General features: G+C 40.1%; 14 protein-coding genes. 6 read left to right on the forward strand and 8 right to left on the reverse strand.

From position 1 onward, the window contains the following. Positions 1-86: 86 nt before the first annotated feature. Together ACZSMY_RS19855 and ACZSMY_RS19860 are read right to left on the reverse strand one after the other, a co-directional pair. Positions 87-1439 (reverse strand): MFS transporter, encoded by a 1353-nt coding sequence (locus ACZSMY_RS19855; RefSeq protein ID WP_465148230.1) that lies wholly within the window; start codon positions 1437-1439, stop codon positions 87-89. 277 nt (positions 1440-1716) lie between these two features. Then, complete coding sequence (locus ACZSMY_RS19860; protein ID WP_256705488.1) at positions 1717-2076, reverse strand: winged helix-turn-helix transcriptional regulator; 360 nt, start codon at positions 2074-2076, stop codon at positions 1717-1719. A 203-nt stretch (positions 2077-2279) separates the two neighbouring features. Between ACZSMY_RS19860 and hxlA the strand changes: the two genes are divergently transcribed. Together hxlA and hxlB are read left to right on the forward strand one after the other, a co-directional pair. Next, positions 2280-2912, forward strand: a complete 633-nt coding sequence (gene hxlA, locus ACZSMY_RS19865) for a 3-hexulose-6-phosphate synthase (protein WP_465148231.1) — start codon at positions 2280-2282, stop codon at positions 2910-2912. Between the two features lie 7 nt (positions 2913-2919). Continuing rightward, positions 2920-3477 carry a 6-phospho-3-hexuloisomerase gene (hxlB, locus tag ACZSMY_RS19870; RefSeq protein ID WP_193064199.1) on the forward strand — a complete coding sequence of 186 codons (558 nt, stop codon included), beginning with the start codon at positions 2920-2922 and terminating at the stop codon, positions 3475-3477. Positions 3478-3613: 136 nt separating this feature from the next. Here the strand turns inward: hxlB and ACZSMY_RS19875 are convergent, their stop codons facing one another. From ACZSMY_RS19875 to ACZSMY_RS19895, 5 genes are all read right to left on the reverse strand, one after another. Continuing rightward, complete coding sequence (locus ACZSMY_RS19875; RefSeq protein WP_212928891.1) at positions 3614-3940, reverse strand: branched-chain amino acid transporter permease; 327 nt, start codon at positions 3938-3940, stop codon at positions 3614-3616. Further along, entirely contained in the window at positions 3940-4650 is a 711-nt protein-coding gene (locus tag ACZSMY_RS19880) for an AzlC family ABC transporter permease (RefSeq protein WP_193064200.1), read from the reverse strand. The genes ACZSMY_RS19875 and ACZSMY_RS19880 overlap by 1 nt, the downstream gene beginning before the upstream one ends. A 35-nt stretch (positions 4651-4685) precedes the next feature. Then, positions 4686-5240 carry a helix-turn-helix domain-containing protein gene (locus ACZSMY_RS19885; protein WP_465148232.1) on the reverse strand — a complete coding sequence of 185 codons (555 nt, stop codon included), beginning with the start codon at positions 5238-5240 and terminating at the stop codon, positions 4686-4688. Positions 5241-5383: 143 nt separating this feature from the next. Beyond that, positions 5384-7981 carry a bifunctional acetaldehyde-CoA/alcohol dehydrogenase gene (gene adhE, locus ACZSMY_RS19890; protein WP_368901717.1) on the reverse strand — a complete coding sequence of 866 codons (2598 nt, stop codon included), beginning with the start codon at positions 7979-7981 and terminating at the stop codon, positions 5384-5386. A 61-nt stretch (positions 7982-8042) separates the two neighbouring features. Further along, positions 8043-8270 carry a hypothetical protein gene (locus ACZSMY_RS19895; RefSeq protein ID WP_042530880.1) on the reverse strand — a complete coding sequence of 76 codons (228 nt, stop codon included), beginning with the start codon at positions 8268-8270 and terminating at the stop codon, positions 8043-8045. Positions 8271-8908: 638 nt separating this feature from the next. Here ACZSMY_RS19895 and ACZSMY_RS19900 point away from each other — a divergent pair. From ACZSMY_RS19900 to ACZSMY_RS19915, 4 genes are all read left to right on the forward strand, one after another. Further along, a complete protein-coding gene (locus tag ACZSMY_RS19900) occupies positions 8909-9229 on the forward strand; it encodes an antibiotic biosynthesis monooxygenase (RefSeq protein ID WP_212928874.1) in 321 nt (106 codons plus the stop codon). Between the two features lie 254 nt (positions 9230-9483). After that, positions 9484-9879, forward strand: a complete 396-nt coding sequence (locus tag ACZSMY_RS19905) for a hypothetical protein (RefSeq protein ID WP_256705492.1) — start codon at positions 9484-9486, stop codon at positions 9877-9879. Between the two features lie 149 nt (positions 9880-10028). Further along, on the forward strand, positions 10029-11123 hold the full coding sequence (locus tag ACZSMY_RS19910) for a sensor histidine kinase (RefSeq protein WP_465148233.1): 1095 nt from the start codon (positions 10029-10031) through the stop codon (positions 11121-11123). Continuing rightward, complete coding sequence (locus ACZSMY_RS19915; RefSeq protein WP_341172392.1) at positions 11124-11810, forward strand: response regulator transcription factor; 687 nt, start codon at positions 11124-11126, stop codon at positions 11808-11810. A 144-nt stretch (positions 11811-11954) separates the two neighbouring features. On the opposite strand, the gene ACZSMY_RS19920 is transcribed toward ACZSMY_RS19915, so the two are convergent. Next, on the reverse strand, positions 11955-12629 hold the full coding sequence (locus ACZSMY_RS19920; RefSeq protein ID WP_332094532.1) for a PadR family transcriptional regulator: 675 nt from the start codon (positions 12627-12629) through the stop codon (positions 11955-11957). Between the last annotated feature and the right edge of the window lie 41 nt (positions 12630-12670).

Raw genomic sequence — 12670 nt, forward strand, 5'->3', positions numbered from 1 at the left:
AAGCCTGGACATTCGCTGTGAATGAAGCAGATAAGGTTAAAAACAGCAAACCTCCATTATTTTAAAATAGAGGATTGCTGTTTTCCCTATGCGTCCTTACCCCGCAATTTCCCCGGAAGCTTAAAAGCCAGAGCCACGACAACTATACAAAAGGCAAAACAAATCATTGCAACGAGATGCAGGTGCTCTGTATCTAAATGACGATTAAATGTTAAACCAAGGAGGCTGGAGGATAAAATTGAACCCAAATAGCGGCTGGTTTGAAATAACCCGGAAGCGGATCCCGTGTCCTCTGGATCCACGTGTTCATAAAGTGCTGTTTGTGCAGAGATATTATTAAATCCATTACTCATGCCAAGGACAGCCATAATAATAAGCAGCCAGATTAAAGGGGATGCATCATTGTACGTTAAAAGCAGTCCCGTACCGCCCAAAAGTAATAATGCACCGATAACCATCGGCAGTTTAGAACCGTATTTATCAATCAGACGGCCGGCTAAGGGCGAAACAATGACACCGAATCCTGCCAGTGACAACATAATTACGCCCGTATGCTGCTCGCTATATTCACGAACCTGCTGCAGATAAGTTGGAAATCCAAAAAAGAAACAATAATGTATCAGGTTAATACTCATGAATTGTAAGTAAATAAAAGAAACATAGCGATTTTTTGTTAACCCTTTGACATCAATAAAGGGTTCTTCCTGCTTAAGCTCGAAAAAGTAAAAGCCGACAGCAGCAGATAGGAAGAGCAATAATGCCCACCAGCGAATGTTCTGATCCAGCGAAAGCAAGAACAGAATCAATCCTACAATCGCAATAATAAAGAGAAGGATGCCGCTGAAATCAATCCGTTTTGCCTCAAATTCTCCTTGTCCTGTATTTGGTAAAATAAAAAGAGCCAGCAAAAAAGATAAAATAATAAACGGAAAATTAATCAGGAAAATGGAATGCCAATTCCAAGATGCCACTAAAAATCCGCCAATAGAAGGACCGAAAGCAGCAGATGTGGAAGCAAAGATCGATAATACAGCCAATGCTTTCCCTTGTCCTTTTGTAATATGTGTCCGAACCATACTCATGCCGCTGGGGAATAAAGTCGAACTCCCAATCGCCTGCAAGGCACGGCAGCCCAATAGAAACGGGTAGTTTGGTGAAAAGGAAGCTAATATCGATGCGGCTGCTACGATAATGAGCCCGGCCATAAACAGCTTTTTCGGACCAAACATATCACTCAATTTGCCCATGACAGGCTGCCCCGCTGCGCTTGCGAGGTAAAAGATAGAAATCAGCCAGGAAGCATCCGCGAAGGTTAATGTAAATTCATTCTGTAATCGTGTTAATGCCACTGAAATCATCGATGAGTTTAACGGATTGAGCAGTGTTCCAAGCCCAATCGTTAAAATGAACAACCATGGTTTACGAATCGTTTCTGTCATTGTATGCATCACCTTATGTATGTAAATTACAGTCGTATTTTCTGCCGGAAAAAGGGCAGTTAAACAAATTTGTCGACGCAATGTGTATTGTCATGGATTGGTTAAGTGTCTATTTGATTATTTTAGTCCTTTTTCGAGTTTATTGCAAAAGGGCTAAAATAATGAAGCGCATAAAAAGCCTTGAACGATTATCGCTGTTCAAGGCTTGGGCATACATTTGCTGTAAATGAAGCGTGATAAAAAATAATTACCACATAGCATGTTAACAAGAATGTATCTATTTCATAGCGGTCTGATCCTCTTTTTCTAACACATTCTCAATATAATCCTTGCCCCATTCATACATTGCATCTAAAATCGGCAACAGCTTTTCGCCGTGCTCTGTAAGAGAATACTCTACTTTGGGCGGAACAACGGGATATACTTCACGGTGAACGATTAAATGGTCTTCCAGCTCGCGTAATTGATTAACAAGCATTCTTTGGGTAATCCCGGGCATCAGCGCCTTTAATTCACCAAAACGTTTTGTCCCTTCCTTGCCCAGATGCCATAAAATCAGCATTTTCCACTTCCCGCCAATGACCGCAAGTGTTAATTCCTTTTCACAATTAAAAGTTTTCTCTCCTAAATTCGGCATTTCCTTCACCTCTGCTTTATTTCCTTCAATGGTATACTTTTTAGCACTATATGCGGTAAAAGTGCGTACTTCTCATTTCTAGATATACTCAGTATACTTGATGACATGCTGATGCGTAAATAGGGTTTGAAGCGGTAATACGTGAGCTTTCCTTCTAAAAACCATTTAGCACAATAAATTTAGAAAATGAGGGAGCGAAAATAATGAAATTACAATTAGCGCTAGATCTTGTCGATATTCCAAGAGCAATTGATTTAATAAAAGAGGTAGAAGAGCATGTCGATGTGGTAGAGATTGGAACACCTGTCGTGATTAATGAAGGACTAAAAGCGGTGAAGGAAGTAAAGGCTGCTTTTCCTGACTTAACAGTATTAGCAGACTTAAAAATTATGGATGCGGCTGGATACGAGGTAAGCCAAGCTTCTGCTGCCGGTGCGGATATTATCACCATTCTTGGTGCTGCAGAGGATGAGTCCATTAAAGGCGCTGTAGAAGAAGCGAAAAAGCAGGGCAAACAAATCCTGGTGGATATGATTGCTGTAAAAGATATCGAAACGCGTGCAAAAGAGCTGGATGAACTCGGTGCGGATTATATTTGCGTTCATACAGGATATGATCTGCAAGCTGTAGGGCAAAATTCCTTTGAAGATCTGCACACCATCAAGAGCGTTGTCAAGAATGCAAAAACAGCGATTGCAGGCGGAATCAAATTAGAAACACTTGCTGAAGTCGTGAAGCATCAGCCAGATTTAGTTATCGTAGGCGGAGGAATCACAAGTAAAGAAGATAAAAAAGCTGCTGCAAGCGAAATGAAAGAATTAATCTTGCAAGGGTAATGTAAAGATGAAAACAACCCAATATTTAACCAACATTGTTCAAGAACTTAGTCAAACAGCAGAACTTATTTCTGATTTAGAAACGGAGAAATTAGTAAATCAGATATTAGCATCCGAGAAGGTTTTTGTGGCTGGTGCAGGAAGATCCGGATTCATGGCGAAATCCCTTGTCATGCGAATGATGCATATGGGTCTGGAAGCATATGCAGTAGGGGAGACGGTAACGGCTAATTTAGAGAAGGATGATTTATTAATCATCGGATCAGGCTCAGGGGAAACGAAAACATTAGGAGCTATTGCTGAGAAAGCAAAAAGCCTTGGAGGAATTGTTGCGGCTGTAACCATTTCTCCTCAATCCACTATTGGTGAGTTAGCTGATATTACGATTGAATTACCAGGGGTAACGAAAGATCAGTCTGAAGGCGATTATAAGACGATTCAGCCGATGGGCTCTCTTTTTGAACAAACATCCTTATTATTTTATGATGCCTTGATTCTGCGCTGTATGGAGAAAAAAGGGTTGGATTCACATAAGATGTATGGTAAGCATGCTAACCTTGAATAAAGCAGAACAAAAATAATAGAGGATATGCAGTGAAACGCTATTTGTGATGTGTGCTTACTGCCTATCCTCTATAAGTAATTAAAATGCGAATATAATCAAGCAGAAGGTATGTTTACTTAACCCTCGTTTTCTCACATCAAAAAACAACCTGTACCAAAAACATATAAAATATGGTCCCGCCCGCAATAGACAGCAGCATGCTCCGCTTCCAATAGTGCAGGCCAATAATTAACCCAATTGCCAGAAGCTCTGGCAGGAAGCCTTCTAATGATGTAACCTGCACATCTTTTAAGGAATAAACAACCAATAATCCAAATACAGCTGGCGGTAAGACGTATCCTAAGTATTTAATATATTTTGGCGTAGGCTTATCTGCTTTAAAAATTATAAACGGCAGGAATCTCGTTAACAAGGTGCCTGCAACTACACAAGCAATCATAATGATTTGCTGGGTGATTGACATCATGATGAAATCACCTCATTTTTTGTAATGAACTTTTTAATGATGCTCAGAAAAATCAAGATGATAAGCATGGCAGGAATGATAAAGTTTTCTGTGCCAAATAGAATTAAACATAAAACGGAAGCGGCTATCCCGATGAGGGAGCTGATATGATTGCGCTCTTTCATCCACTGGTCTAAAAAGATAACCACGAACAAGGCCGTCATCACGAATTCCAGACCATCCGTATTAAAGGTAATCAGCGAACTGAATAAACTGCCGACAGTGGCGCCGCTGACCCAATAGATTTGATTTAATAAGGTGACATAGAACATAAACCATCCGCTATTTATATCCGAAGGTGTGCGGGCGGTATTGTTAATAACAAAGGATTCGTCGCACATCCCATAGATGAGATACATTTTTTTCTTGCCGGTTCCTTTGAACTTATCTAACATAGAGATACCATAGAAAAGGTGTCTGGCATTAATCATTAGCGTTAATAGAAATGCACTGAATGGGTTAAATGCCCCTAATAGCAGACTTCCGGCTACAAATTCCATGGAACCGGCGAAAATAAGAACACTCATGAGGATGGCATAGATTGGCGGAAACCCTAAAGAATGCATGTAAACCCCATAAGCAATGCCTAAAAAAGTAAACCCTGCCAGTATCGGCAACGTTTTTGGAAAGGCATATTTCAACGTAGATAGATGTTCATTTAAAGACATATTTCATTCACTCGCTTTCAAACAATGGAAACTATTTATTTTGCATAATAGATTAAAACAAGAAGGTGAAGTATCTTGTCACCAATATTTCTGTAGATATGGTTTTGATTCCCGTCAAAAATAATTGCTTCTCCTTCTTCAATTTTTTCGACAGTACCGTCAATATCCATTTCTAATTGACCCTCTTGTACAAATACGTGCTCTTCCACACCTGGATTGTGAGGAGATGATTTATGTTCATTTTCAGGGTCCAGCTCAACCATAAAAACTTCAAATTGCTTTTCCGGGGAAAAAGGTACAGCTGCATGGACTCTATAATGGTTTTCTGCTTCGGTAACCAAATATCTGTCTTGTTTTTTAACTACTCTAATCGGATTTGTCTGTTGACTGATCAGAGATGAAAAGGATACTTTCAGACCATTGGCAATTTTCCAGAGTGTGGTTACTGTTGGGACAGAGTCTCCGCGCTCGATTTGTGCAAGCATGGCTTTACTTACTTCAGTGAGTTTTGCCGTTTTATCTAAACTTAAGCCCCGTTCTTTGCGGATGGTTTGCAGGTTTTTACTGATATACTCTGTGATTTCCTTCATCGCCTTCCTCCTTTATAAATTCTTCTGTTTTATTTAGAAAATCATTATCTAATAATATAACATACTTTTAGATGTTATAACATACAAAAAACGGCATAGCTCTATTCGCTATACCGTTCTTATGATTTATCTGTTGCTATGAACTATCCCTTATACGCCTGGCGGTAAACCTCAGCCAATTCCGTTACAAGCGGCAATTTAGGATTCGCTGTGGTACATTGATCCTCGAAGGCACGGTCGGCAAGGTCATCTGCCTGCGCTTCAAATTCTTTGGCATCGACACCATTTTCCGCGATGCTCATCGGAATATTTAATTCTTCTGCTAATTGGTAGATGGCCTGCACAAGACTTTCTACTCCCTGTTCTGTTGTTGCTGCTGGCAGCCCTAATACACGTGCAATCTCTGCATAGCGTTTGTCAGCGATAAAATGCTCATATTTAGGGAATGAAACGAATTTTGTCGGTTTCTTGGCATTATATCGAATCACGTGCGGCAAGAGAATAGCATTGGCGCGGCCATGTGCAATATGGAATTGGGCTCCTAATTTATGGGCCAGGCTGTGGTTGATTCCTAAGAACGCATTGGCGAATGCCATACCGGCTATCGTAGAAGCATTATGCATTTTTTCTCTTGCTAAAGCGTTACTGCCATCATGGTACGCTTGAGGCAGGTATTCAAACACCAGCTGAATCGCTTTGATTGCCAGTCCGTCCGTATAGTCATTAGCCATATTTGAAACATAAGCTTCAATCGCATGGGTCAATACGTCCATTCCGGTATCTGCTGTAACCGTTTTTGGCACTGTCATGACAAATTGCGGGTCAATAATCGCTACATCCGGTGTTAATTCATAATCTGCTAATGGATATTTTGTATTGGTCTCTTTATCGGTAATTACTGAGAAGGAAGTCACCTCAGAGCCTGTTCCGGATGTAGTCGGAATCGCGACAAACTGTGCCTGCTGACCTAGCTTCGGATATTGATAGACACGCTTACGAATATCCATAAACTTTTGTTTTAAGCCATTAAATTCTGTGTCTGGATGTTCATGGAACAGCCACATTCCTTTAGCTGCATCCATTGCTGACCCGCCTCCAAGTGCAATAATGACATCTGGCTGAAAGGCATCGATTGCTGCTGCGCCGCGCATGACGGTATCCTTTGATGGGTCTGCTTCTACATCAGAGAAGATTTCACAGTGAACATAATCCGGGCGTCTGCGCAGATAATAGAGTACCTTGTCTACATAGCCTAATTCTACCATCATCGGATCGGTAACGATAAAAGCTTTAGATATATTTGGCATTTTCGCCAGATATTGAACCGCATTTTTTTCGAAATAGATTTTAGGAGGTACCTTGAACCATTGCATATTTACATTCCTTCTCGCCATTTTTTTAATGTTCATTAAATGCATTGCCCCTACATTGGAGGAAACAGAGTTGCCGCCGTATGAGCCGCAGCCAAGTGTCAGTGATGGCATATAAGCATTATAGATATCGCCAATCGCTCCGTGAGAAGATGGGGCATTTAAGATGATTCGTCCTGCCTTCATCCTTTTACCGAAAGCATCCTGTATCTCTTGATTATCGGAATGAAGTACGGCAGAATGTCCCAAACCTCCAAATTCCAGCATTTCCTCCGCGCGCTGCAGCCCTTCTTCGGTGCCGTTTACTTTATAAGCAGCTAAGACGGGGCTCAGCTTCTCGCGGGAAAGCGGATGCTCGGCTCCCACACCGGTTAATTCAGCAACAAGTATTTTCGTATCCTGAGGAACTTGAATACCAGCCATCTCAGCAATTTTCGATGCTTTCATCCCAACAATAACAGAGTTCACGGCACAGGTGTCCGCATTAATGACCAGCTTTTCTACCTTTGCTTTTTCCTCTTTGTTTAAGAAATATACGTTGTTATCTATCATTTCCTGTTTTACCTGCTCATAGATTTCTTTATCGACGATGATTGCTTGTTCAGAGGCACAAATCATGCCGTTATCAAAGGATTTAGATAGAATGACATCATTAACTGCACGTTTCACATTGACTGACTTTTCGATATAGCAGGGAACATTTCCGGCCCCTACGCCTAATGCCGGTTTTCCGGAGCTGTATGCCGATTTCACCATTCCCGGTCCGCCAGTTGCCAGAATGGTTGCGACGCCGTTATGCTTCATGAGTGCCTGCGTTGCTTTAATAGACGGCTTTTCAATCCACTGAATACAATTTCTTGGCGCACCAGCTTTGACAGCTGCTTCATGGACGACTCTTGCCGCTTCCGAGCTGCATTTTTGGGCAGATGGATGAAAGGCAAAGATGATCGGGTTTCCTGTTTTAATAGATATAATAGATTTAAATAAGGTGGTAGAAGTCGGGTTCGTTACAGGCGTTACACCGGCTATCACACCAATTGGTTCAGCTATTTCAATCATGCCTTCCTGCTCATCTTCGCTGATGACACCAATCGTTTTATCATACTTGATATTATGATAGACATATTCGGTGGCGAAGATATTTTTGATGATCTTATCCTCATAGACGCCGCGGCCGGTTTCCTCGACAGCTAATTTTGCGAGCTCCATGTGCTGATCTAATCCTGCAAGCGCCATTTCCTTTACAATGTTATCGATTTGCTCCTGATTTAACTGCCGCATTTCGGTTAATGCTGTCTGCGCGTTCTGGACCAGCTTATCAATACTTTCCTCAACGGTTACTTCCTGTTTCATCTGCTCTTTTGTAATCATGTTAAAAGCTCCTTTATATTAGTTTGTGAAACATTGAGCATGATATTCCAAAAAAATAAAACTACATTGTTGACGGGTGACGGGGGACTTTGACAAAAGCTATATCTTTAATGAGACATGTATTCGGTTTGATAACTACGGTATAATGCTTCGTCCAAATATAATTTGGTATATCATGACCTTCTTCCAGACACATCGCTTCAAAAGTGTCGCCGATATGCTGTTCAAAGATTTCTTGTGAGTACGATTCAGCATCCGTGTTAAACTCTTTCCATTCATTTAGAATCATTTTTATCACCCCTTTGTTTTTTCTGATTTAAGCATAGCATTTTTCGGCGTATTTGTGATAAAAAAACCTGTTACATATTTGTGAAACGTTTCACAAAATAGCTTTAACCTTGTCAGGTTGCGTGATGAGAGGTGTTTTATGTTAGGTTTCCGTTTTAAAGGAGGGGGTTTTATATCATCTCGCAGCTGTTACTTCCATAAATCGCCATACTTTGTTCTATTGTGGTGTGGGAAATGACATATTTCTTTTTATTTTCAATATGGCAGAATGATGCGGTATATCCATTGCATTTGGAGTCTTACAATCCATTAAACATGATACATGTGACTTTTTTCGACATTATTTCCCCGGAAATATCCTTTGATGTGATTTTTTTAGACGCAGTTTGCATAGAAAATCCCTGCACAATAATTTGGCTCGAATAATTTCGCGATTTGTATTGAATATAAGCTTTTGATCAGGGAATGAGAGTTTAGCTATTGTTCATGATTTTGTTGAAAGTCAGCAAAGTGCGCTTCATGCAAGAGATCCACATGGCATCCCGCTCCTTCAGCATGCGGAAATGGGTGGAAAACAAGCAGGGACGGTATTAGAATAGATATAAGGATGATTATCCAAATCAAAGGAGGCTGTGAACGATGATTAAAGTTGTAAATACATTACGCGTCAAAAAAGGAAAAGTAAATGAGGTCGCAGCGTTATTCAGCAAGGCTAAATCGGTGCATACCTTTAATGGATTTGTATTCATGGAGGTACTGATAAAAGAGAACGCAGAGGAATATGATGAACTGCAGGTCTGCACAACATGGGAAGATCACGCTTCTTTTGAAGTTTGGAGAGAAAGCAGAGAAACAAGAAAAGCCCATGAATCACAGGATAAACAAGAAAAAGAAGACAACCCGATTCTTGGTTCGGAAATATCTACATTTGAAATATTTGTCCAGCATCACCCGGCATAATTTCATTAGCATTGCTTCATAATACATGAAAATCCCGTTTTCCAATAAAGGAAAGCGGGATTTTTGCGTTTATCGATTTTCATTTCTTTCATTAACTAGACGCTTCCCTGCAGTTTAAGAAAAATTTAATAAATGCTTTAGAAATTGATAATAGATGGGATGTACTATCTATCCTATCGGATGATGTAAGGAACAACTAAACGGGGAGCATGAAAGCAAGCCGAAAAATATATTTGGAAAGGAAATGACTGTAAATGACAACTAACCAAGCAAAGCAACAAACTAGAACACTTATTTTAGGGTTAGGTGTGTTAGCACTTATTAGACCATTGATGAAAATAACCGGATTAATCCATATCTTTGGCAGTGAAGCGGTAGGAAGTATTGTGATGACAATCCTAATCTCCATAGCCTGGATTCTTATTGTCATAAAGAAAAGGGTATCTAATCCAATTCCAGTGCTTGTTTTAGCAGGAATCAGCTACGCAGCTTTTGCAATTATCCTCAGCGGTATCCTGTCGCCTGTTCTTGACGGCGGATTACAGGGGCCATTGACAAATCCAATTGCATTCGTCAGTGTTTTTATTACCAATATTGTTTGGGGATTTGTACTGGGTGTCATTGCTGCAGCAATACCATATAAAAAGTGATAGTTGCTTGAAAAACACGTTTTTCCGAACGAAGGAAAAGCGTCCTTTTATAGATTCTAGACATTTCGTCAAGGATAAAAGAAGGGACAGCTGTTTCTGCTTTTTACAGCATGGCTGTCTGGATTTTATTATAATGGAAGGGAAAGAAGGTGTTTCCATTGTCTATCAGAAAGCGGCTGATTTTATCTAATATAGCGATGATTCTTATCCCGGGTGCTTTATTGTTGATAGCAGAAATTGTTCTCGGGTACCTCCTATTTGTTGTTTTTAATGGCAATCCGCAAGGGGATGATTTAAAGGTTTTTGTTCAATTTCGATTTATTGCAATTGCTCTTATTTTAATCCTGACTAATGGTTTATTGACTTATTTTATGTCCAGGAGTATTATCAACCCTATTTCTAAATTATCGACTGCAGCTAAGAAAATCAGTGAAGGCGATTTGGAATACAGCGTTCAGTCGGATAAAAAAGATGAGTTAGGCGAGCTTGCGAATACATTTGAGACCATGCGCCTTAAATTGAAAGAAGCGGATAGAGAGCAAAAGCGGTATGAAGCGAACCGGCAGGAGCTGATTGCCAGTATCTCTCATGATTTAAAAACGCCGCTGACCTCCATCAAAGGCTATGTGAAAGGGATTCAAGACGGGGTAGCGAACACGCCGGAGAAGCTGGACAGGTATATGGATACGATTTATAGAACAGCCAATGATATGGACGGAATGATTGATGAATTATTTCTATACTCCAAACTTGATTTAAAAAAGGAAGCCTTTCAATTTGAAAAAGTAGATTTATATGCCTTTTATGCGGATTTTATGGAGGAACTGGCCTTTAATTTGGAAAAGGAGCATGGAAAAGCGATTTTAGCAGCTGATCCTAAGAAAGACTATATAATGGAAGCAGACCGGGAAAAATTACGAAGAGTTGTGATGAATATTATTCAAAATAGCTTAAAATATATCGATAAAAAGCAGAAGGAAATTCAAGTGAATTTGACGTCTGATACAGGTAGAATCTTTGTAGAAATGAGAGATAATGGTAGCGGGATAAGGGAGGAGGATATTCCTTATATTTTCGAAAGCTTTTACCGGACAGATGCTTCGAGGAACTCTGCAACCGGCGGAAGCGGTCTGGGATTATCGATTGCTGCGAAAATCATTCAAGCGCATGGGGGAGAGATTTGGGCAGAGAGCCGGCGTGGGCAAGGAACGAGTATCTATTTCACATTGAAAAGGATGAAGTAAATGCAACGTGTATTGATTATTGAAGATGAGAAGGATATTGCAGAATTAGAAAGAGACTACTTAGAAATAAATGGAATTGAAAGTGATATTGCTGCAACTGGAGAAGAGGGGTTGAAACTTGCAGCAGCGAATTCTTACAGCCTTATTTTATTAGATCTCATGCTGCCGGGTATCGATGGTTTTGATTTATGTAAAAAGCTGCGGGCGACATTGGATGTGCCTATATTGATGGTGACGGCCAGGAAAGAAGATATTGATAAAATCCGCGGCTTTGGCAGAGGAGCGGATGATTATATTGTAAAGCCGTTTAATCCGAATGAACTGATCGCAAGAGTGAAAGCACATATGGCAAGATACGACCGCTTAACCAAACGTGATAAGAAATTAAATGAAATTCATATTAGGAACTTGATGATGGATCCTGATTCACGACGGGTTTTTTTGGATAATGAAGAGAAAATATTTACTGCAAAAGAGTATGACTTATTGTATTTTCTAGCATCTCATCCGAATATCGTTTTCACGAAAGAGCATTTATTTGAACAAATTTGGGGATATGATGCTGTCGGAGATAATACGACCGTGACGGTTCATATCCGGAAAATCCGGGAGAAGATAGAGGAGAATCCGTCCTTGCCGCAGTTTATTGAAACGATTTGGGGCGTGGGGTATCGGTTTCGGAAATGATGTATGTATATTCTAGCAATGGCAGCTAATATCTTTGTATCTATACAGGTATTCAGCTTGGCTGTTGCAGCAGATAGATTAAATAAATGATAAAGTAAAACTTCATTCCATGTTTTTTTTGCACCCATGGAATGAAGTTTTAGATTATTCATCATCCGTTGTTTTCTCATCGCCGGCAATTTCTAAAAGCTCTTCCCGTGTTTTTTCAAGCAGCTCCTGCAGCTGTTTTTTCTTTTCGGGATTGTCCATAACCTGGCGACCTGTCTTAAAGAAATCATGGAATAGCTGTTGCATCTCAGATCGTAAGTGCTGCATTTCCTCAATATCTATATTTTCAAATTGATTCATCCGTGAAACAAACGGATCCTCCTTCTGATGTTGGTCTAAATAGGCATTGCCTTCCTCGGTAATGTGATATACCTTTTTCCTGCCCTCTTTAACGGCTTCTACAAAATCCTGATCTTCCAGCATTTGCAGGGTTGGATAAACCGAACCGGGGCTGGGTGAATAAAAACCCTTAAATTTTTCTTCCAGTACCTTGATAATGTCATAGCCATGTCTTGGCTGTTTTTGTAATATCTTCAACAAAACAATTTTAATATCTCCGCGTTTGAAAAAACGTTCGCCGCCACGGCCTCCGCCTCTAGCGTCATGTCCTGCAAAGAAATGAGGGCCGCCTCGTCTTTCAAAATGTTCATTCCCCATTCCAAATTTATTCCGTTTTAAGAAATCCTTATGAAATGTGTTGTCTCCAGCAAAAGGATGATGATTAAAATGAGCCTGCTTTTGGAAAAAGGGATGTTCTTCTCGTTGAAACATAATATATTCCTCCTGTTATTATTTTTTACTTTAAAGTTAAC

The organism is Oceanobacillus sp. B139/18, assembly GCF_055524595.1.

Bases quoted from the DNA above. Each gene is read 5' to 3' on its own strand.
- ACZSMY_RS19895 (WP_042530880.1), bottom strand. From the start codon at position 8,270: ATGATTCTAAATGAATGGAAAGAGTTTAACACGGATGCTGAATCGTAC.
- ACZSMY_RS19915 (WP_341172392.1), top strand. From the start codon at position 11,124: ATGCAACGTGTATTGATTATTGAAGATGAGAAGGATATTGCAGAATTA.
- ACZSMY_RS19905 (WP_256705492.1), top strand. From the start codon at position 9,484: ATGACAACTAACCAAGCAAAGCAACAAACTAGAACACTTATTTTAGGG.
- adhE (WP_368901717.1), bottom strand. From the start codon at position 7,981: ATGATTACAAAAGAGCAGATGAAACAGGAAGTAACCGTTGAGGAAAGT.
- ACZSMY_RS19880 (WP_193064200.1), bottom strand. From the start codon at position 4,650: ATGTCTTTAAATGAACATCTATCTACGTTGAAATATGCCTTTCCAAAA.
- ACZSMY_RS19855 (WP_465148230.1), bottom strand. From the start codon at position 1,439: ATGACAGAAACGATTCGTAAACCATGGTTGTTCATTTTAACGATTGGG.
- hxlA (WP_465148231.1), top strand. From the start codon at position 2,280: ATGAAATTACAATTAGCGCTAGATCTTGTCGATATTCCAAGAGCAATT.
- ACZSMY_RS19885 (WP_465148232.1), bottom strand. From the start codon at position 5,240: ATGAAGGAAATCACAGAGTATATCAGTAAAAACCTGCAAACCATCCGC.
- ACZSMY_RS19900 (WP_212928874.1), top strand. From the start codon at position 8,909: ATGATTAAAGTTGTAAATACATTACGCGTCAAAAAAGGAAAAGTAAAT.
- hxlB (WP_193064199.1), top strand. From the start codon at position 2,920: ATGAAAACAACCCAATATTTAACCAACATTGTTCAAGAACTTAGTCAA.
- ACZSMY_RS19860 (WP_256705488.1), bottom strand. From the start codon at position 2,076: ATGCCGAATTTAGGAGAGAAAACTTTTAATTGTGAAAAGGAATTAACA.
- ACZSMY_RS19920 (WP_332094532.1), bottom strand. From the start codon at position 12,629: ATGTTTCAACGAGAAGAACATCCCTTTTTCCAAAAGCAGGCTCATTTT.
- ACZSMY_RS19875 (WP_212928891.1), bottom strand. From the start codon at position 3,940: ATGTCAATCACCCAGCAAATCATTATGATTGCTTGTGTAGTTGCAGGC.